Below are 20,269 nucleotides of genomic sequence, written 5' to 3' on the forward strand. Positions count from 1 at the left end.
CGGGACGGGGCCGCCGCTCCGACGTCCCCGGGGCCTGCCGCGGTCCGGCGAGGTCGGCGCCGCTCGCCCCAAGTCCCCGGTGCAGTACCGAAGTCAGTGACGAAGTCCCAGGGGGATCACCAGATGCGACCCATGCGCCCGATCGATACCGCACTCCGCGGGAGGAGCGCCCGCCGCACTCCCCGGGTGTTCGCCGCAGCCGCCCTCGCCGCTGTTCTGACGCTCACGGCCACGGCCTGCGGCCCGGAGGAGGACGGGGCGCTCAGCGACCCGAGCAGCTCCGCCGGGTCCGCCGACGGCAAGGTCGTCATCCCGGACGATCTCAAGGAGCGGCTCAAGGAGCACGGGATCGATCTCGAGAAGTGGCGGGACGGCGAGTGGAAGAACTGGGACAAGGACACCTGGCTGCGTGAGGCCAAGGACTACGTCAACCCGATCATCGAGGACCTCTGGAACCCGGACCGGATGCGCGAGGCGGACAAGCCCCCGGAGAACCCGGTCGATCCCGACATCTCCGGTGACGAGGGCGTGACGGACCCGACGCCCGCCCCGGTCCGTGCGGCCGGCCTGAAGACGCCGTACCACGACAGCGCTCCGGCGTCCGGCAAGCTCCTCTTCGACGGGCCCCAGGGTTCGATGGTCTGCTCGGCGACCGTGGTGAAGGACCCCGCGCACCCGGGCAAGTCCAACATGGTGTGGACCGCCGGGCACTGTGTGCACGCGGGGAAGGACGGCGGCTGGTACCGCAACATCGCGTTCGTCCCGTCGTACAACGACAGCGGGCTCTCCACGGCCGAGCTGGAGAACGCGTCCAAGGAGCAGATCGCCCCGTACGGCGTGTGGTGGGGCCAGTGGGCACAGACCTCCGACCAGTGGATCGAGCAGGGTGCCGCGACCGGCGGCCAGGGCGCTCCCTACGACTTCGCGGTCCTTCAGGTCGCCCCGGAGAAGGGCTCCACGGGCAAGTCCCTCGAGGAGACCGTGGGTTCGGCGCTGCCGGTCGAGTTCAACGCCCCCGCGGTGCCGGACATCGCGGACATGACAGCGACGGGCTACCCTGCCGCTCCTCCGTACGACGGCCAGAAGGCGTTCCGGTGCTCGGACAAGCCTGGCCGCCTCGCCCTGTTCGAGAACCAGCCGACGATGTACCGCGTCGGATGCTCGATGACCGGCGGCTCCTCCGGCGGCGGCTGGGTCGCGAAGGGGCAGGACGGTGAGCCGGCGCTCGTCTCCAACACCTCGATCGGCCCGGTGTCGGCCGGCTGGCTGGCCGGTCCCCGGCTCGGCCCCGAGGCCAAGGGCGTCTACGAGGCCGTCAGCAAGAAGTACGCGGGCCAGTAGACCGGCACGCGCACGAGAAGGCCGGGCTCCCCTCGCGGGGGAGCCCGGCCTTCCGCGTTTCACACGCTCCGGCGGGTCAGTGGGCGACCGGCACGAACGCCGCGAGGTCCGCGGCGAGCTCCTCGTGGACCCGCGCCTTGAGCAGCGTGCCCTCCGGGGTGTGCTCCTCGGAGATCACCTCGCCCTCGGCGTGCACCCGGGAGACGAGTCCGCCCTGGGTGTAGGGCACGAGTGCCTCGATCTCCACCGACGGCCGCGGCAGCTCGGCGTCGATGAGCGCGAGCAGCTCGTCGATCCCGGCACCGGTCCTGGCCGACACCGCGATCGCGTACTTCTCGGTGCGCAGCAGGCGCTGGAGCACGAGCGGGTCCGCCGCGTCCGCCTTGTTGATCACGACGACCTCGCGGACGTCGACCGCGCCGACCTCCCGGATCACCTGGCGCACGGCGGCGAGCTGCTCCTCCGGGACCGGGTGCGAGCCGTCGACCACGTGCAGGATCAGGTCGGACTCGCCGACCTCCTCCATCGTGGAGCGGAACGCCTCGACCAGGTGGTGGGGCAGATGCCGTACGAAGCCGACGGTGTCGGCCAGGGTGTAGAGCCGCCCGCTCGGGGTCTCGGCCCGGCGCACGGTCGGGTCAAGGGTGGCGAACAGGGCGTTCTCCACGAGGACACCGGCACCGGTGAGCCTGTTGAGCAGGGAGGACTTGCCGGCGTTGGTGTATCCGGCGATCGCGACCGAGGGCACCTTGTTGCGCTTGCGTTCCTGGCGCTTGAGGTCGCGGCCGGTCTTCATCTCCGCGATCTCCCGGCGCATCTTCGCCATCTTCTCGCGGATCCGGCGCCGGTCCGTCTCGATCTTGGTCTCACCGGGGCCGCGCGTCGCCATGCCGCCACCGCCGCTGGAACCGCCGCCGCCCATCTGCCGGGACAGCGACTGACCCCAGCCGCGCAGGCGCGGCAGCATGTACTGCATCTGTGCCAGCGAGACCTGGGCCTTGCCCTCACGGGACTTGGCGTGCTGGGCGAAGATGTCGAGGATCAGGGCGGTCCTGTCGACCACCTTGACCTTGACGACGTCCTCCAGGTGGATCAGCTGGCCGGGGCTGAGCTCACCGTCGCAGACGACGGTGTCGGCCCCTGACTCGAGGACGATGTCGCGGAGCTCCAGCGCCTTGCCCGAGCCGATGTAGGTCGCCGGGTCGGGCTTGTCGCGCCGCTGGAACACGGCGTCGAGCACCAGGGCGCCCGCCGTCTCGGCGAGTGCCGCGAGCTCCGCGAGGGAGATCTCCGCGTCGTGGACCGTCCCGGACGTCCAGACACCGACGAGCACCACGCGCTCCAGGCGCAGCTGCCGGTACTCGACCTCGGTGACGTCCTCGAGCTCGGTGGAGAGACCCGCGACACGGCGGAGCGCCGCACGCTCGGAACGGTCGAGCTGCTCGCCGTCCCGCTCTCCGTCGATCTCGTGGCTCCAGGCGACGTCCTCTTCCATCAGGGCGTCGGCCCGAAGGCTCTCGGTGAGGCTCTCGGAGACGGGTTCCGTGGCGCTCTGCGCGTCCTGCGCGTCCTGGGGAAGGGAGGAAGAGGAGGTCATTGGATCCTTACGTCGATAGAAGTCCGTTACGTCAGTCACAACGCGTGACCCTGCCGGATGATTCCCAGAGGCGGGATCCACCGGCCGGCCGCCGTGCCGACGCGTCGATAGTGGCATGTCCTCGCCCGCCCAGTCACTCCGGTTTCGGTGCGCGGGCGGGGCTCTGCGGGGCGACCGCGGCCCGCGGTGCCTCGCTGCGCCAGTCCGGGTGCCCCGGCATGGGCGGGGTCCTGCTCGCATAGAGCCAGCCGTCGAAGAACGCCGTCAGGTCCCGTCCCGCGATCCCGGACGCCAGGTCGGTGAACTGCCGGGTGGTCGCCGATCCGTCCCGGTGGACGCTCACCCAGGCCCGCTCCAGGCGGTCGAACGCGGCCTTTCCGATCTCCTCGCGCAGCGCGTACAGGATGAGGGCGCTGCCGTCGTACACGACCGGCCTGAACAGGCTGATCTTGTGGTCGGGGGTCGGTACGTCGGGGCGGGCGGGCGGGCCTCCGGCGGCGCGCCAGGTGTCGGAGCGCGCGTAGGCCTCGCGCATCCGCCGCTCCATCGGCTTCCCGGCGTGCTCCTCGGCGTAGAGGGCCTCGTACCAGGTGGCGTGCCCCTCGTTGAGCCAGAGGTCGGACCAGGTCCGCGGGGAGACGCTGTTGCCGAACCACTGGTGGGCGAGCTCGTGGACCATGACCGATTCGACGTACCACTCGGGGTAACCGGTCCCGGTGAACATGGAGCGTTCGAAGAGCGAGAGCGTCTGGGTCTCCAGCTCGAAGCCCGTCTCGGTGTCGGCGACGAGCAGTCCGTACGTCTCGAACGGGTAGGGCCCGACCTGCTTCTCCATCCAGGCGAGCTGGTCGGGGGTCTTGCGGAGCCAGGGTTCCAGCTTCGCGCGGTCGGCCGCGGGCACGACGTCGCGGACCGGCAGGCCGTTCGGACCGGTGCGCCTCAGGACGGCCGAGCGGCCGATGGAGACCTGGGCGAGCTCCGTGGCCATGGGGTGGCTTGTGCGGTAGGTCCAGGTGGTCGTGGCCGCGTGTTCGCGCTTTCCGGCGAGGAGGCCGCCCGCCACGACGGTGAGGTCCTTCGGCGCGGTCACCCGGAAGGTGAAGTACGCCTTGTCGGCGGGGTGGTCGTTGCCGGGGAAGACCCGGTGCGCCGCGTCGGCCTGGTTGGCCATCGCGAGTCCGTCCGCGGTCGGCACCCAGCCGCCGTTGGCCTGGTCCCCCGTGGGATCGCTCGTGTGCCGGACGGTGATCCGTACGGGCGCACCGGCGGGGAGCGCGGTGGGGGTGTCGACGACCAGGTCCTCTCCGGCGGTGGCGAACTCCGAGTCGCGCCCGTCGACTTCGACGGAGCTGACGGTGCCCCGGGCGAAGTCGAGGTTGATCCGCTCCAGGGGCTCGGTCGTCCGCGCGTCGATCGTGGTGACGGCGTCGAGTGGCTTGGTGTTGCTGCCCTTGTAGGTGAGCGAGACGTCGTAGGCGAGGACGTCGTAGCCGGGGTTGCCGAGATGGGGGAAGAGCCGGTCGCCGATGCCGAGCGGCTCGGGTGCGGGCAGGGTCGCGGCGACGAGGGTGACCGACGCGGTGGCCAGCAGTGCGGCGCGCAGTCGGCGGGAGGTGAGCGGCATGGACTACGGCTACCAGCGCGCACCGCCCGCGCGGGGGCGCCGCGCGCCGCACCCACCCGAACGAGGTCTCCGGTGAGCGGCAGGAAGAGGCGGGTCAGCCCGTGGCGGCCGGCTGCTGGGCGCGGCTCACGTCGTAGACGCCGGGCACGTCACGCATCGCCCGCATGAGGCCGGGCAGTCCCGCGGCGTCCGGGAGCTGGAGCGTGTAGGTGTGCCGGACCCGCTGTTCGCTGGGCGGTTCGACGGTCGCGGCGACGATGGCGGCCTCCGCTGTCGCGATGGCCTCGGTGAGGTCGGCGAGCAGCCGGGGGCGTCCGAAGGACTCGGCGACGAGGGTGACCCGGTAGTCGGCGGTGCCGCTCCACTCACCCGGGTCGTTCCATCGGGCGCCGACGGCCGCCCGGCCGAGTGCGCGCATCCGGGCCACCGCGGGACACTCCTCGCGGTGCACGGTGACGGCACCGCCGCGCACCGTGAACCCGACGATGACGTCGGGCGGGACGGGGGTGCAGCAGCCGGCGAGCCGGACCTGTGCTCCTGGGGTGTCCACGGCCACGCTGGGCGTCCTGCCGCCCGCCCTGCCCCGGCCGTTCGCCGCCTCCTCGGACGGCTGGGCCTGCGGCCGCTCCGCGTCGGGCCTGCCGCCGTGGGGCCCCTGCGCGCCGTCGGGATGGGCGTCGAGCCACGCCGTGATCGCGATCCTGGCCGCGGGGGTACGGACGTGGTCGAGCCACTCGGGCGAGGGGCCGGAGGAGGCGTCCTGGGCGAGGAGCAGCTGCACGGTGTCGCCGTCGTTCAGCACGGTGCTGAGGGTGGCCAGCCGGCCGTTGACGCGGGCGCCGATGCTGCCGTGCGCCTCTTCGCCGTACTGCGCGTACGCGGCGTCGACGCAGCTGGCGCCCGCGGGCAGGCCCAGCGTGCCCCCGTCGGTCCGGAATACGGTGATCTCCCGGTCCTGCGCGAGATCGGCGCGCAGCGTGGTCCAGAAGGTGTCGGAGTCGGTGGCCGACTCCTGCCAGTCCAGGAGGCGGGAGAGCCAGCCGGGCCTGGTCGGGTCGGCGCGCTCGCCGTCGGCCGGCTCGGCCTGGTGCGCGGCGTTGGTGCCGTCCTGGGTGTAGGGATTGCCCAGCGCCACGACGCCCGCCTCGGCGACCTTGTGCATCCGGTGCGTGCGGATGAGGACTTCGGCGACCGCGCCCTCCGGGCCGACGACGGCGGTGTGCAGGGACTGGTAGAGGTTGAACTTGGGGGCCGCGATGAAGTCCTTGAACTCGGAGATCACCGGCGTGAAACACGTGTGCAGTTCACCCAGGACGGCGTAACAGTCGGCGTCCTCGCCGACCAGCACCAACAGCCGTCCGAAGTCGGTGCCGCGCATCTCGCCGCGTTTCGTCCTCACCCGGTGCACCGAGACGAAGTGGCGCGGTCTGATGAGGACTTCGGCGCTGATGCCGGCCTCCCGGAGGGTCGACCTGACGCCCTCGGCGATCTCCGTGAGTGGGTCCTGCGCGTCGGCCCAGGCGGTGATCAGCGCCTGGGTGCGTTCGTACTCCTGGGGGTGGAGGATCGCGAAGACGATATCCTCCAGCTCCGTCTTGAGGGCCTGCACGCCGAGCCGTTCGGCGAGCGGGATGAGTACGTCCCGGGTGACCTTGGCGATCCTGGCCTGCTTCTCGGGGCGCATGACACCGAGGGTGCGCATGTTGTGCAGCCGGTCGGCGAGCTTGATGGACATCACCCGGACGTCGTTGCCGGTGGCGACGAGCATCTTGCGGAAGGTCTCGGGCTCGGCGGCGGCGCCGTAGTCGACCTTCTCCAGCTTGGTGACCCCGTCGACCAGATAGCAGACCTCGTCCCCGAACTGCTCCCGCACCTGGTCGAGCGTCACATCCGTGTCCTCGACCGTGTCGTGGAGGAGCGAGGCGGTCAGGGTCGTCGTCTCCGCGCCGAGTTCGGCGAGGATCAGGGTCACCGCGAGCGGATGGGTGATGTAGGGCTCGCCGCTCTTGCGCATCTGGCCGCGATGGGAGGACTCGGCCAGGACGTAGGCCCGGCGCAGGATGTCCAGGTCGGCGTCCGGGTAGTGCGCCCTGTGTGCCTCGGCGACGTGCCCGATGGCGTCGGGCAGCCGGTCACGCGAGGCCGGCCCGAGCAGGGCGACACGGCCCAGCCTGCGCAGATCGATCCGTGGACGACCGCGCTTGCGAAGGGGAGCACCTGGATTGGTGGCCTCTGCGCTCATGGGGCACCTCCGGCAACGTCGACCGGCGGTGGAGAGGTGCGGGTACACCTCCGGGCCGGTGCTTGATGCTATCGACCCCACCACGTGGCGCAGTCCAGCTCTCGCCCAGCGTGAAACGGATCACCCATTCGAGCGAAGCTCTAACCGATCATCGTTTCGAGCCAGGAGGGGTCGATCACGCCTTCGGCGACGATCACGGCGGGTCCCGTCATGTCGATCCCGCCGTCGGGATGTTCGGTGATCACCAGGGTGCCTCCGGGGAGGTCCACGGTGTACGTGGCGGGGGTGCCGGTCAGGGCCGGGTCCAGGCCGTCCCTGCGAGCGGCGGCGACGGCCACGGCGCAGGCGCCGGTGCCGCAGGAGCGGGTCTCGCCGGAGCCGCGCTCATGGACGCGCATCGCGACATGGCGGGGTCCCCGGTCCGCGACGAACTCGATGTTGACGCCGTCCGGGTAGACGGACGCCGGGCTGAACGGCGGTACGGAGAAGAGGTTCCCGGCGTGGTCCAGGTCCTCGACGAAGGCGACGGCGTGCGGATTGCCCATGTTCACGTTGCGGGCGGCCCAGCTGCGGCCGTCCACCGAGACCGTGACGCCGTCCTCGGGCAGCACCGCCCGGCCCATGGACACGGTGATGTCGCCGTTCTTCGCGAGGTGGACCCGCTTGACCCCGCCCCGGGTGGCGACGGTCAGATCGCCCTCGGCGACGAGTCCGGCGCGCTGGAGGTAGTGGGCGAAGACACGGACGCCGTTGCCGCACATCTCGGCGACGGAGCCGTCCCCGTTGCGGTAGTCCATGAACCACTCGGCCTCGCCCGCCATGTCCCGGGCGTCGGGGTGCGCCGCGGACCGCACGACGTGCAGCAGCCCGTCGCCGCCGATGCCCGCCCGGCGGTCGCAGAGCCGGGCGACGACGGAGACGGGCAGGTCGATGGCGTTGTCCGGGTCGGGAACGATCACGAAGTCGTTCTCGGTGCCATGCCCCTTGAGGAAGGCGATCTGCGAAGTGCTCACGTGCCCACTGTACGAGGCTCCGCCGACAGCCCGCCGGACCGGCCCCCGGGGCGCCTCAGCGCAGCCGGGCCACGCGCCAGACGGCCAGGGCCACCAGTACGGCGCAGAGCGCCACGTACAGCGCGATCACTCGCCAGTCGGGGCGTTCGCCCGCTCCCTTGTCCGGAAGGCCGGGCCAGGTGTGGCCGACGCGGCGCGCGGCCATCATGCCCCAGCCCGCGGCGCAGGAGCTGATCAGCAGTCCCAGCATCGCCACGACGGCACCGCCGTCGCCGAATTCGAAGGCGAGCGGGAAGGCGAACATCAGGGAGCCGAGCGCCGCCAGCACCACGATGGGCGCGAGCTGCCAGATGCGCAGGCGGCGGGCGGGGCGGAGCTCGACCTCGACCTCGGGGGCCACGTCGTGCTCGTCGGGCCCGTCAGGACTGAGACGTCCTGCCTCGTGCCGCGTATCCGGTGCGTCTTGGTCTGTGTCGCGAGGGCCGGCCTCCATCGCCACGCGCCCTCCCATACTCGGACTCCACTGGTCGATCGATGCTCGATGATGGCACGCTCGCGGCCGCCGAAATGACGGGCTGAGCTTCCCGATGCCATCACGTGATCAGGCTGTGACCGCTCGTTCGACCAACGCCAGCGCCCGGTGCGGGAGTTCTCCGCGGTGTGCCTCGGCACCGCTCAGCCACCGGACGCGCGGGTCGCGCCTGAACCACGAGTCCTGGCGGCGCGCGAAGCGTTTGGTGGCGCGTACGGTCTCGGCGCGCGCCTCCTCCTGCGTGCACTCCCCCGCGAGCGCCGCGAGCACCTGCTGGTAGCCGAGGGCGCGGGAGGCGGTGCGTCCCTCGCGCAGCCCCACGGCCTCCAGGGCGCGCACCTCGTCGACGAGCCCGGCCTCCCACATCCGGTCCACCCGGGTGCTGATCCGCTCGTCGAGCTCGGGCCGTTCGACATCGACACCGATCTGGACGGCGTCGTAGACGGGCTCCTCTCCCGGCAGGTTGGCCGTGAAGGGCTTTCCGGTGATCTCGATGACTTCCAGGGCGCGGACGATGCGGCGCCCGTTGCTGGCCAGGATGGCGCGGGCGGCCTCGGGGTCCGCCTCGGCGAGCCGGGCGTGCAGGGCGCCGGAGCCGCGCTCCACCAGCTCCTGTTCGAGCCGGGCGCGCACCTCGGGATCCGTGCCCGGGAACTCCAGCGCGTCGATCGCGCCCTTCACGTAGAGACCGGAGCCGCCCACCAGGACGGGGGTCCGCCCCTCGGCCAGCAGCCGGTCGATCTCGGCGCGGGCGAGCCGCTGGTACTCGGCCACGCTGGCGGCCTCGGTGACGTCCCAGATGTCCAGCAGATGGTGCGGGACGCCGTCGCGCTCGGCAAGGGTCAGCTTCGCGGTGCCGATGTCCATGCCGCGGTAGAGCTGCATGGAGTCGGCGTTGACCACTTCGCCGCCGAGCCGCTGGGCGAGGAAAACTCCGAGATCGGACTTTCCGGCCGCGGTGGGGCCGACGACGGTGATGACGCGGGGGGCGGGAGCGGGTCTTCTCACCGGGACAGTCTCCCAAACTTCGGGGCGCTCCCGGACCGGCGCGGACCGGCCGGCGGGCGGCACCGGGCGGCGCGTGCGGCCACGGCGAGCGACGCGTGTTCACCCTGCGACGAGTAAAATGTGATCACAGTCCCCCCAGCACGGAAGGTGACCCATGGGTTTCCTGGACAACCTGAAGGCCAAGCTGGCCCCGGCCAAGGAGAAGGTCGGCGACCTCGCGCAGCAGCACGGGGACAAGATCGACCAGGGCCTCGACAAGGCCGCCCGCACGGTCGACCAAAAGACCAAGGGCAAGTACAGCGACAAGATCGTGTCCGGCACGCAGAAGGCCAAGGACGCGGTCGACCGCCTGGGACAGAAGAACGAGGGCGGTACACCTCCCCCGCCGCCCGCCTCCTGATCCGGGCAGCGGCGTGACCGAGGGCCGTGGAGCGATGACCGCTCCACGGCCCTCACCCGTTCCGACGAGAGGCCGGCCGGCGGTTCAGGACCAGGCCGCGACGACGTATCCCACGCCGTACGGCGCGTCCTCGTGCAGCAGCTTCCCGCCGAGCTCCGCCCCCTGGGCCGCGCCCGCGAGCACCTGCCAGGGCGCCCGGCCCGAGGCCTTCAGTCCGTACGCCAGCGACGCGTCCAGGGCGCTCAGCGCGGCCAGGTCGGCGCTGCCCAGCGCACGGGCCGCCTCGGCGTCGAAGTCCGCGGCGCGCTCGTCCAGGTAGCCGGGCGCCTTGACCGTGCGGCAGGCACTGCCGTCGCCCATGACCAGCAGGGCGACACGCTGCGGGCCGCCCGCCAGTCCGGCTCCGGCCCGCAGGCAGCTCCCGGCGTCGAGGCGCTCATCCACGCCGAACCCTTCGACGGGGGTGCCGGCCCAGCCCGCGCGCTCCAGGAGCCAGGCTCCGACGGCGAGGGACGCCGGGAGGGCCCGGTCCGGTGCGGGGGTCCCCGCGGGCGCCTCACCCAGCCGCACGGTGAGGTCCACGCCGAACCCGGCGAAGGAGCCGGCGGAGCCCGGGGGGAACGGCCCGCTCCCGTCCGGCCCCGCCGGCCCCGCCGGCCCCGCCACGATCAGCAGGTCCGGTCGCGCGGCGGCGAGGACGCCGAGGGCGTCGAGGCACGCGGCCCTCGCCGCGTCGAGTTCGGGCGCGGCGCCCGCGGCCACCTCGGGGACCAGGAGCGGCGGGCAGGGGCAGACGGCGGCAGCGGCAAGCATGCCGGTCAGCGTACTCAGTCGCAGCCGCAGCCCGGGGTGGCGGCCGCGGGGAGCGGCGCCGGTGCGCCGATGCCGGGCAGGCCCAGCATGACTCCGGCGGGCCGGGGCGCGTCGGCGGCGGTGCGCTTCTCCCAGGCGTCGCCCGAGCGGGTGTGCCGCACGCCCAGGGGCGCTCCTTCGGCGAGCAGGTGGTGCGGGGCGGCGTAGGTGATCTCGACGGTCACCACGTCCCCGGGGCGCACGTCCTGGGAGGGCTTGGTGAAGTGCACCAGGCGGTTGTCGGGTGCGCGGCCGGAGAGCCGGTGCGTGGCGCCGTCCTTGCGGCCCTCGCCCTCCGCGACCATGACCTCCAGGACGCGGCCGACCTGCTTCTTGTTCTCCTCCCAGGAGATCTCCTCCTGGAGGGCGGACAGGCGCATGTAGCGCTCCTGGACGACCTCCTTGGGGATCTGCCCCTCCATGTCGGCGGCGGGGGTCCCGGGGCGCTTGGAGTACTGGAAGGTGAAGGCGTTGGCGAAGCGGGCCTCGCGCACCGCGTGCATGGTCTGCTCGAAGTCCTCCTCGGTCTCGCCGGGGAAGCCCACGATGATGTCGGTGGAGATGGCGGCGTCCGGCATCGCGGCGCGCACCTTCTCGATGATCCCGAGGAAGCGCTCCTGGCGGTACGAGCGGCGCATGGCCTTGAGGATCGTGTCCGACCCGGACTGCATCGGCATGTGGAGCTGCGGCATCACGTTCGGCGTCTCGGCCATCGCGGCGATCACGTCGTCCGTGAAGTCGCGCGGGTGGGGCGAGGTGAAGCGGACGCGCTCCAGGCCCTCGATCGTGCCGCAGGCCCGCAGCAGCTTGGAGAAGGCCTCACGGTCGCCGATGTCGGAGCCGTAGGCGTTCACGTTCTGGCCGAGGAGGGTGATCTCGCTGACGCCCTCCGCGACGAGTGCCTCGATCTCGGCCAGGATGTCGCCGGTGCGGCGGTCCTTCTCCTTGCCGCGCAGGGCCGGGACGATGCAGAAGGTGCAGGTGTTGTTGCAGCCGACGGAGATGGACACCCAGGCGGCGTACGCGGACTCGCGGCGGGTGGGCAGCGTGGAGGGGAAGGCCTCCAGGGACTCCGCGATCTCGACCTGCGCCTCCTCCTGGACCCGGGCGCGCTCCAGGAGCACCGGCAGCTTGCCGATGTTGTGCGTGCCGAAGACGACGTCCACCCAGGGGGCCCGCCGGACGATCGTGTCGCGGTCCTTCTGGGCGAGGCAGCCGCCGACGGCGATCTGCATCCCGGGGCGCTTCGTCTTCATGGGGGCGAGGCGGCCGAGGTTGCCGTAGAGCTTGTTGTCGGCGTTCTCACGCACCGCGCAGGTGTTGAAGACGACGACGTCGGCGTCGCCGTCGGAGCCCTCGGGGGCGCGCACGTAGCCGGCGCCTTCCAGAAGACCCGACAAGCGCTCGGAGTCGTGGACGTTCATCTGGCACCCGTAAGTGCGTACCTCGTAGCTCTTCTGGACGTCCACTGCTTCGCTCCGGTTGCCGCTGCTCATGGGACAAGGGTAGGCGGTGGCCGGAGCTCCTCGTCCGGGCTCCCTCCGTCACGCCCGGCGCCCGGGACGCCGGCCGGCGGGTTCGCGGCCACGGGAGAACACCGGGCGTCGCGGGACGTTCAGCCCGGGGGGCGTTGAACGGCGCGTTCCGGCCAGTTCATATGCTGATCGTTCCACGCTCGAAAGGTGTATGTGATGGTCCTCTCCCTCCTCCGCGGCAGGCGATCCAAGGCGGCCTCCGGTGGTGGTGGGACGAGATTCAGCTATCCCGTTCCTCCCGGGGCCGGGACAGTCACCTGCGAGGTCGTCGACCCGATGGGAGCGCCGCTCGGCGGCGCGGAGATCACCGTCACGGCCCAGGATTCGGCCCGGACGGCCGCGAAGGGGACCACGGACCTCTTCGGCCTGTTCGTCGCGGCTCTGCCTCCCGGCGACTACCGCCTGCTCATGACGGCCGAAGGCATGCAGCCCGCCAGCTGGACGTTCGCCATCGCCGCGGGCGAGACCCTGTCGATGGACCGCGTGCAGCTGGACGTGGCCCGGCAGCTGGAGCCCCCGGCCCCGGGCACCTGGCTCTTCGACCCGCCGCACACCGCGATCCGTTTCATCGCACGGCACGTCGGCATGGCCAATGTGCACGGGCGCTTCACCACCTTCGAGGGCGGTGTCCGGATCGCGCCCGTCATGGAGGATTCTCAGGTCGAGATCCGCATCGACGCGTCGAGCATCACCACGGGCAACAAGACCCGGGACAACCATCTGCGCTCCGCCGACTTCCTGGACGTGGAGAACTACCCGTACCTCCACTTCGCCAGCAGGCGCTTCGCGTACCGGGGCGGGAACAACTGGACCGTCCAGGGAGGGCTGACCATGCACGGGGTCAGCCGCTCCGTCTCCCTGGACACGCAGTACCTGGGCGCCGTCAACGGCGGTTACGGCGAGGAGCTGCGCTGTGCCGCGCGTGCCACCGCCGAGCTGCACCGCGAGGACTACACCCTGAACTGGCGCAACATGCTCGCCCGCGGCATCGCCATCGTCGGGCCGACGATCCAGCTGGAACTGGACATCCAGACCATGTTCCAGGGCCCCGACACCCCGACGCCCCCGGAGTGAGGGAAGGGCGGAGCGCCCGCGCGGCCCCGCCCGCCAGGCGTGGGCCCACGGGCGTGTGACCTGTCCGCCCTGGCCAGCACGGGCACGCGAATGGCAGGATCGCGCCCATGCCGCACGCACTGTCCCGTTTCGGTCGGCGGCGCACCCTTCAGGGGGGCGCCGCCGTCGCCGTCGTGCTCGGACTGCTGCTGTGGTGGGTGCTGCCGATCGGCGAGGAGGAGCCGAGCGGCTCCCTCACCTTCTCCACCGGCGTACGCAGCGGGGTCTACCAGCGCTACGGACAACGGCTGGAAGGCGCCCTCGCCAAGGACATGCCCAAGGTGTCGATACGGCTCCGCAACAGCGAGGGCTCCCAGCAGAACGTCGAGCGGGTCGCGACCGGGAAGGCCGACTTCACGATCGCCACCGCCGACGCCGTCGCCACGTACCTCCAGAGCGGGAAGCCCGGCGCCGAGCGGCTGCGGGGGTGCGTCCGGCTGTACGACGACTACGTCCAGCTGATCGTGCCCAGGGACTCGGGGATCCGGAAGGTCGCCGATCTGCGCGGCAAGCGGATCGGTGTGGGGCAGAAGGGGTCCGGGGTGCTGCTCGTCGCGGACCGGCTGATGCAGGCGGCGGGCCTCGATCCGACCGGGGACATCACTCCCGTCCACGCCGGGATCGACACGATGCCGGAGAGGCTCGCGGACGGCCGGATCGACGCCTTCTTCTGGTCCGGCGGGCTGCCGACCGCCGCGGTGCAGGATCTCTCGGAGAAGTTCGCGATCCGGCTGGTGCCGCTGGAGGACGCGCTGATCACCGAGCTCCAGGCGGTCGGCGGGTCCACCCGCTACTACCGTTCGGCCGTGATGCCCGCCGACGCCTACGACGACGCGCAGCAGGGGCAGGCCGTGCAGACGGTCGCGGTGTCCAATCTGCTGATCACCACGGACCGCACGGACCCGCTGATGACCGAGGCCTTCACCCGCACCGTGATCGACAGCCGCGACCGGATCGGCCGCGAGGTGCACTCGGCTCAGCTGGTGGACCTGCGGACGGCGATCTACACCGATCCGCTGCCGCTGCACGACGGCGCCAGCCGCTACTACCGCTCCGCCAAGCCCTGACGGGGCCCGTGCGCCCCTCTCAGGCGTGCGGAGCGTCGCGCGGCACCGTGACGGTCACCCGCAGGCCGTGCGGCTCGTGCGGGGCGTAGCCGATCGATCCGCCGCCCGCCGCGAGCAGGGCGCGCGAGATGGAGAGCCCGAGTCCCGATCCCTTGATGTTCTGGTGCCGGCCGCTGCGCCAGAAGCGGTCGCCGACGCGCTCCAGCTCCTTCTCGGTCAGCCCTGGGCCTCGGTCGGCGACGACGATCGTGGCGCAGGGGCCGTCGGTGCCCGCCGTCACGCGGACCTCCTCCCCCGCCGGGGTGAACTTCAGCGCGTTGTCGATGACGGCGTCCAGCGCGCTGGAGAGGGCGATGGCATCCGCCCAGCCGGTCACCGCGGGCGCCCCCTCCAGCGTCAGCCGTACGCCCTTCTCCTCGGCCAGCGGACGCCACGAGGCGACCCGTTCGCCCGCGAGGGCGGCGATGTCGGTCAGCTGGAGATCGGCCGCCGCGTGCTCGGCCAGGGCGAGGTCCAGCAGGTCGTCGAGGACCTGGGCGAGGCGCTTGCCCTCCGTGCGGACGGAGGCGATCTCCTCGTTGCCCTCGGGGAGTTCGAGCGCGAGCAGCTCGATCCGGAGCAGGAGCGCGGCCAGGGGGTTGCGCAGCTGGTGCGAGGCGTCGGCGACGAACGCGCGCTGCTGCTCCAGGACCTCTTCGACGTTGTCGGCCATCTCGTTGAACGAGCGGGCCAGGCGCCGTAGTTCCGGGGGGCCTCCGGACGCGACGACCCGGGATCTCATCCGGCCGCTCGCGATGTCGTGGGCGGCGGCGTCCAGGACCCGTACGGGCAGGAGCACCCAGCCCGTGAGGCGGAACGCGGCACCGACCGCCACCAGCATGGCCAGGCTCTCGCCGAGGGCGATGAGCAGCCAGCCGCGGAGTATGCGGGAGCGCATCTCCCCGGTGGGGGACTCGGTGACCACGACGGCGACCACGTCTCCGTCGCGTACGACCGGGGAGGCGACGACGATACGGCCGTCCTGCCAGGGCCAGACCTGGGGCGGGTCGTGGGAGCGGCGGCCGAGCAGTGCCTCCTGGAACGCCTCGCGCCCCTCCCCCTCGACGGGCAGGGACCAGGCGGCGGGCGCCTTCGCGAGGGCGCGGTCGTCCCGGTAGAAGACGCCGGCCCTGATGCCGTACACCGAGTCGTAGGCCTCGAGTTCGGTCTGCAGGGTCCGCTGCCGTTCGTCCGTGCCCCCGGCGGGCTCGCTGACGAACTGGGCCAGCGCGCCGAAGCGCGCGGTGTCGTCGATCCGGTCGATGACGACGCGCTGCTGTTCCGCGGCGGCCACCCGCACGGCGAGGGGGAAGCCGAGCGCGAGCAGCACGGCGGCCATCAGGACGATGAGCAGAGGGAGCAGACGGGTGCGCACCGGGAGCGTACGTCCTCAGGCCGAGGGCTGGACGAGCCGGTAGCCGACTCCTCGTACGGTCTCGATCAGCGCGGGCAGCCGCAGCTTGGAGCGCAGCGACGCCACGTGCACCTCCAGCGTGCGGCCCGTTCCCTCCCAGCTGGTCCGCCACACCTCGCTGATGATCTGCTCGCGGCGGAAGACCACACCGGGACGCTGGGCGAGCAGCGCGAGCAGGTCGAACTCCTTGCGGGTGAGCTGGACCTCCTGGCCCTCGACGCTGACCCGGCGGGTGGGCAGCTCGATCCGGACCGGGCCGAGCAGCAGGGCGGCGAGCGGGGTCTGCCCGGTGTCCTCGCCGGACGGCCTGCGCCGGGCGACGGCGTGGATGCGGGCCAGGAGCTCACCGGTGTCGTAGGGCTTCACGACGTAGTCGTCGGCGCCGAGGTTGAGGCCGTGGATGCGTGAGCGGACGTCGGACCGCGCGGTCACCATGATCACGGGGATCGCGGAGCGCTTGCGGATCTTCCCGCACACCTCGTAGCCGTCCTGGTCGGGCAGCCCGAGGTCCAGGAGCACGACCCCGAAGGGCTCCTTGTCGGCCGGCAGCAGCGCCTTCAGGGCCTCCTCGCCGCTGCGGGCGTGGACGACCTGGAAGCCGTGGCGTGCGAGCACGGCGGACAGGGCCGCCGCGACATGGTCGTCGTCCTCGACGAGCAGCAGTCTCATGGGTCCCCCTCTCCGCCTCTTCTGTGGCCACCTGGTGGCTCGGTCTCGTATCCCGGTTCCCGTGCGGCTCTGCGGGGTACGGGGCAGCGCCCGGGAACCGTGCGTGACCGTACACCGGTGTTCAGTCCGGCGAACCTTCCCGTACGGCGACGATTCACTTCATCCCGTACCAGGGCATCCACGCCGATGACGGGTACGACAGTCAAGCCCCTGCCCGTTACCACCAGGTTTCCGTTACCCACCCGGTACGCCTCCGAGCGCGCCGTGGCGTCCCGTTCACGCGGTGTGTCCGGTTGCGGCCGGATCGTTATGCTCAATTTCCGCTCAGATGTAATGACGTTGGTAGCACTGCGTCACTAAGGTCCTTCCCTAACCGAGGAGGACGGAGCAAGAAGCCGATGAGCGGAGTTTCAGTGACCAAGGCCGCCGAGGATGCCGCACCCGCGGGGGACGACCTTGTCGTACTGAGCAACGTCAACAAGCACTTCGGCGCGCTGCATGTGCTCCAGGACATCGATCTGACCATCGCCCGTGGCGAGGTCGTCGTAGTCATCGGGCCCTCCGGGTCCGGGAAGTCCACGCTGTGCCGCACGATCAACCGCTTGGAGACGATCGACTCGGGCGCGATCACGATCGACGGCAAGCCGCTGCCCGAGGAGGGCAAGGAGCTGGCCAGGCTGCGTGCCGATGTCGGCATGGTCTTCCAGTCGTTCAATCTCTTCGCGCACAAGACGGTGCTCGAGAACGTGATGCTGGGCCAGGTCAAGGTCCGCAGGACGGAGAAGAAGCTCGCCGAGGAGAAGGCGCGGGCGCTGCTCGACCGCGTGGGCGTCGGCGTCCAGGCCGACAAGTACCCGGCGCAGCTCTCCGGCGGTCAGCAGCAGCGTGTGGCGATCGCCCGCGCGCTGGCGATGGACCCCAAGGTCATGCTCTTCGACGAGCCCACGTCGGCGCTCGACCCGGAGATGATCAACGAAGTGCTCGAGGTCATGCAGCAGCTGGCCCGGGAGGGGATGACGATGGTCGTCGTCACCCACGAGATGGGCTTCGCACGTTCCGCCGCCAACCGTGTCGTCTTCATGGCGGACGGAAAGATCGTCGAAGAGGCGACGCCGGACCAGTTCTTCAGCGCTCCGCGCAGCGACCGGGCCAAGGACTTCCTGTCGAAGATCCTTCACCACTGATCCCGCACAGCTGGTCACGCACCGGCTGAACACCCACATCGCGTCAACCCAGGGAAAAGAATCATGCAGCTTCGCAAGGTCACCGCCGCCTCGGCCGCCGTGCTCGCCCTCGCCCTCACCGCCACCGCCTGTGGCTCCGACGACAAGGACGACGCCTCGGGTTCCGGAGGTGGCGGCAAGATCACCATCGGCATCAAGATCGACCAGCCGGGCATCGGTCTGAAGACCCCGGACGGCAAGTTCACCGGCTTCGACGTCGATGTCGCCACCTACGTCGCCAAGGAACTCGGCTACGACGCCAAGGACATCGAGTTCAAGGAGACGAAGAGCGCCGACCGCGAGACCGCCATCTCCCGTGGTGACGTCAAGTTCATCGCCGCCTCCTACTCGATCAACGACGAGCGCCTGCAGAAGGTCGACTTCGCCGGTCCGTACCTCCTCGCCCACCAGGACATCCTGGTCCGCGCGGACGACGACACGATCAAGTCGCCCGAGGACCTGAACAACAAGAAGCTCTGCTCGGTCACCGGCTCGACCTCGGCGCAGAACGTCAAGGACAAGCTCGCCCCGAAGGCACAGCTCCAGGAGTACGGCGGCTACTCCGAGTGCCTGACCGGCCTCGAGAACAAGGCCGTGGACGCGCTGACCACGGACGACAGCATCCTGGCCGGCTACGCCTCGCAGGACGCCAACAAGGGCAAGTTCAAGCTGGCCGGCTTCAAGATGACCAACGAGAACTACGGCATCGGCCTGAAGAAGGGCGACGCCGACCTCAAGAAGAAGATCGACGCCGCGCTCACCAAGATGGTCTCGGACGGTTCGTGGCAGAAGGCCGTGGACGCGAACTTCGGTCCCGCCGGCTACAAGAACGAGGAAGCTCCGAAGATCGGCAACGTCGTCAAGTGAAGCAGGGCTGACCGGGCGCGCCGCCGCTGAACGGCGGCGCGCCGTGCCCTCCTACACGCGGAAGCACGGGAGATCGTGTTCGACTTTCTTGATGGTTATGACCTGCTGGGGGCCTTCTGGATCACGGTGAAGCTCACCGTGTTCTCCGCCCTCGGCTCCCTCATATGGGGAACGCTGCTGGCCGGCATGAGGGTCAGCCCGGTCCCTCTGATGCGCGGTTTCGCGACCGCCTACGTGAACGTGGTCCGGAACATTCCGCTGACCGTGATCATCGTCTTCGCCTCGCTGGGCCTTTTCCAGACCCTCCAGATCACGCTCGGGGGCGGTGGCGACTTCAAGGTCATCAACTTCCGGCTCGCGGTGCTCGCCTTCGTCGTCTACACCGCGTCGTTCGTGTGCGAGGCCCTGCGTTCGGGCATCAACACGGTGCCGGTCGGCCAGGCCGAGGCGGCCCGGGCCCTCGGGCTCAGTTTCACCCAGGTGCTGCGACTGATCGTGCTCCCGCAGGCGTTCCGGTCCGTGGTCAACCCGCTGTCCAACGTGCTCATCGCGCTGACGAAGAACACCACCGTCGCAGCGGCGATCGGGGTCGCGGAAGCCTCGTACCTGATGAAGGAAATGATCGAGAACGAGGCCCAGCTGCTGCTGATCGCGGGTGTGTTCATCCTCGGCTTCATCATCCTGACCCTCCCGACCGGCCTCATCCTCGGCTGGGTCGCCAAGAAGGTGGCGGTGAAGCGATGACTTCCGTCCTCTACGACGCGCAGGGGCCCCGCGCCAAGCGGCGCAACATCCTGTACACCGTTCTGTTCGTGCTGGCTGCCGCGGCGGTGCTGTGGTGGGTGTACGACGGCCTCGCCGAGAAGAACCAGCTCGACTGGGTCAAGTGGAAGCCGTTCTTCACCGACACCCAGGCCTGGGAGACGTATATCTGGCCGGGCTTCCAGAACACGATCAAGGCGGCGTTCTTCGCCCTGCTCATCGCTCTGCCGCTGGGCGCGCTGTTCGGCATCGGGCGGCTCTCGGACCACCGCTGGGTGCGCGTACCGAGCGGCGTGGTCGTGGAGTTCTTCCGCGCCATCCCCGTGCTGCTCCTGATGATCATCGCCAACGCGGTCTACTCCGAGTACACCACCCTCGAACCGGACACCCGTCTGCTGTACGCGGTTGTGACGGGGCTGGTCCTCTACAACGCCTCGGTCCTCGCCGAGATCGTGCGGGCCGGCATCCTGACACTCCCCCGCGGACAGTCGGACGCTGCCAAGGCGATCGGCATGCGCAAGGGCCAGACGATGGTCTTCGTGCTGCTGCCGCAGGCAGTCACGGCCATGCTCCCGGCCATCGTCAGCCAGCTCGTGGTGATCGTGAAGGACACCGCCCTCGGTGGCGCGGTGCTCAGCTTCCCGGAACTGCTCGCCTCGGTCCGGCCGATGGCAGCGAACTACGGGTCGAACACCATCGCGTGTTTCACGATCATCGCGGTGATCTACCTCGCCCTGAACTTCGCCCTGACCTCTCTCGCGAGCTGGCTGGAGCGGCGGCTCCGGCGCGGCAAGAAGAGCACCGGCGCGGTCGTCGGCGCCGCGCCCGGTGGCGGCCTCGAGATGATCGAGGCGCCTGCGACGAAAACCGGTGGCAGCGACCAGGTCTGACGTACGGTCGGAACTGTCCACGAGCGAGGGGCGCGGCGATCACGCCGCGCCCCCCGCCACGTTCCTGGGTCACTTGACGCA

Annotated in this window: 18 protein-coding genes; 8 read left to right on the top strand and 10 right to left on the bottom strand. The window is 70.8% G+C overall.

The window, feature by feature from the left end:
• Positions 1-132: 132 nt before the first annotated feature.
• Positions 133-1,341: a trypsin-like serine peptidase gene (locus ACWCQM_RS29915; RefSeq protein ID WP_450918208.1), complete on the top strand. Its 1,209-nt coding sequence runs from the start codon at positions 133-135 to the stop codon at positions 1,339-1,341.
• 76 nt (positions 1,342-1,417) lie between these two features.
• Here ACWCQM_RS29915 and hflX read toward each other — a convergent pair whose 3' ends face one another.
• The 6 genes from hflX to miaA all read right to left on the bottom strand — a co-directional run bounded on the left by hflX (position 1,418) and on the right by miaA (position 9,357).
• A complete protein-coding gene (gene hflX, locus ACWCQM_RS29920; RefSeq protein ID WP_450918209.1) occupies positions 1,418-2,938 on the bottom strand; it encodes a GTPase HflX in 1,521 nt (506 codons plus the stop codon).
• Positions 2,939-3,071: 133 nt separating this feature from the next.
• Positions 3,072-4,562 carry a M1 family metallopeptidase gene (locus tag ACWCQM_RS29925; protein WP_450918210.1) on the bottom strand — a complete coding sequence of 497 codons (1,491 nt, stop codon included), beginning with the start codon at positions 4,560-4,562 and terminating at the stop codon, positions 3,072-3,074.
• Between the two features lie 94 nt (positions 4,563-4,656).
• The gene (locus tag ACWCQM_RS29930; protein WP_450918211.1) at positions 4,657-6,804 is read right to left on the bottom strand and encodes a RelA/SpoT family protein; all 2,148 of its coding nucleotides are present in this window, start codon (positions 6,802-6,804) and stop codon (positions 4,657-4,659) included.
• A gap of 140 nt (positions 6,805-6,944) precedes the next feature.
• Positions 6,945-7,817, bottom strand: a complete 873-nt coding sequence (gene dapF / locus ACWCQM_RS29935; RefSeq protein ID WP_450918212.1) for a diaminopimelate epimerase — start codon at positions 7,815-7,817, stop codon at positions 6,945-6,947.
• A 55-nt stretch (positions 7,818-7,872) separates the two neighbouring features.
• On the bottom strand, positions 7,873-8,310 hold the full coding sequence (locus ACWCQM_RS29940; RefSeq protein ID WP_267080802.1) for a hypothetical protein: 438 nt from the start codon (positions 8,308-8,310) through the stop codon (positions 7,873-7,875).
• Between the two features lie 108 nt (positions 8,311-8,418).
• On the bottom strand, positions 8,419-9,357 hold the full coding sequence (miaA, locus tag ACWCQM_RS29945; RefSeq protein WP_450918213.1) for a tRNA (adenosine(37)-N6)-dimethylallyltransferase MiaA: 939 nt from the start codon (positions 9,355-9,357) through the stop codon (positions 8,419-8,421).
• 154 nt (positions 9,358-9,511) lie between these two features.
• Here miaA and ACWCQM_RS29950 point away from each other — a divergent pair, with 154 nt between their 5' ends.
• A complete protein-coding gene (locus tag ACWCQM_RS29950) occupies positions 9,512-9,757 on the top strand; it encodes an antitoxin (protein ID WP_450918214.1) in 246 nt (81 codons plus the stop codon).
• 84 nt (positions 9,758-9,841) lie between these two features.
• On the opposite strand, the gene ACWCQM_RS29955 is transcribed toward ACWCQM_RS29950, so the two are convergent.
• Together ACWCQM_RS29955 and miaB are read right to left on the bottom strand one after the other, a co-directional pair.
• A complete protein-coding gene (locus tag ACWCQM_RS29955) occupies positions 9,842-10,570 on the bottom strand; it encodes a class III extradiol dioxygenase subunit B-like domain-containing protein (RefSeq protein ID WP_450918215.1) in 729 nt (242 codons plus the stop codon).
• A gap of 14 nt (positions 10,571-10,584) precedes the next feature.
• On the bottom strand, positions 10,585-12,105 hold the full coding sequence (gene miaB / locus ACWCQM_RS29960; RefSeq protein WP_450918216.1) for a tRNA (N6-isopentenyl adenosine(37)-C2)-methylthiotransferase MiaB: 1,521 nt from the start codon (positions 12,103-12,105) through the stop codon (positions 10,585-10,587).
• A 195-nt stretch (positions 12,106-12,300) separates the two neighbouring features.
• Here miaB and ACWCQM_RS29965 point away from each other — a divergent pair, with 195 nt between their 5' ends.
• Together ACWCQM_RS29965 and ACWCQM_RS29970 are read left to right on the top strand one after the other, a co-directional pair.
• Positions 12,301-13,218: a YceI family protein gene (locus ACWCQM_RS29965; protein ID WP_450918217.1), complete on the top strand. Its 918-nt coding sequence runs from the start codon at positions 12,301-12,303 to the stop codon at positions 13,216-13,218.
• A 107-nt stretch (positions 13,219-13,325) separates the two neighbouring features.
• A complete protein-coding gene (locus ACWCQM_RS29970; RefSeq protein WP_450918218.1) occupies positions 13,326-14,324 on the top strand; it encodes a TAXI family TRAP transporter solute-binding subunit in 999 nt (332 codons plus the stop codon).
• A gap of 19 nt (positions 14,325-14,343) precedes the next feature.
• On the opposite strand, the gene ACWCQM_RS29975 is transcribed toward ACWCQM_RS29970, so the two are convergent.
• Both ACWCQM_RS29975 and ACWCQM_RS29980 read right to left on the bottom strand, forming a co-directional pair.
• Entirely contained in the window at positions 14,344-15,738 is a 1,395-nt protein-coding gene (locus tag ACWCQM_RS29975) for a sensor histidine kinase (RefSeq protein ID WP_450918219.1), read from the bottom strand.
• Between the two features lie 15 nt (positions 15,739-15,753).
• Positions 15,754-16,446 (bottom strand): response regulator transcription factor, encoded by a 693-nt coding sequence (locus ACWCQM_RS29980; RefSeq protein ID WP_073748091.1) that lies wholly within the window; start codon positions 16,444-16,446, stop codon positions 15,754-15,756.
• A 398-nt stretch (positions 16,447-16,844) separates the two neighbouring features.
• Between ACWCQM_RS29980 and ACWCQM_RS29985 the strand changes: the two genes are divergently transcribed.
• The 4 genes from ACWCQM_RS29985 (at position 16,845) to ACWCQM_RS30000 (ending at position 20,188) form a co-directional block, all read left to right on the top strand.
• A complete protein-coding gene (locus ACWCQM_RS29985) occupies positions 16,845-17,630 on the top strand; it encodes an amino acid ABC transporter ATP-binding protein (protein ID WP_450918220.1) in 786 nt (261 codons plus the stop codon).
• A 63-nt stretch (positions 17,631-17,693) separates the two neighbouring features.
• Positions 17,694-18,536 (top strand): glutamate ABC transporter substrate-binding protein, encoded by an 843-nt coding sequence (locus ACWCQM_RS29990; RefSeq protein ID WP_450918221.1) that lies wholly within the window; start codon positions 17,694-17,696, stop codon positions 18,534-18,536.
• A gap of 75 nt (positions 18,537-18,611) precedes the next feature.
• The gene (locus ACWCQM_RS29995) at positions 18,612-19,280 is read left to right on the top strand and encodes an amino acid ABC transporter permease (protein ID WP_073748088.1); all 669 of its coding nucleotides are present in this window, start codon (positions 18,612-18,614) and stop codon (positions 19,278-19,280) included.
• Positions 19,277-20,188 (top strand): amino acid ABC transporter permease, encoded by a 912-nt coding sequence (locus ACWCQM_RS30000; protein ID WP_450918222.1) that lies wholly within the window; start codon positions 19,277-19,279, stop codon positions 20,186-20,188. Before ACWCQM_RS29995 ends, ACWCQM_RS30000 begins: the two co-directional genes overlap by 4 nt.
• Positions 20,189-20,269 lie beyond the last annotated feature (81 nt).

The organism is Streptomyces sp. NPDC002125 (assembly GCF_053593715.1).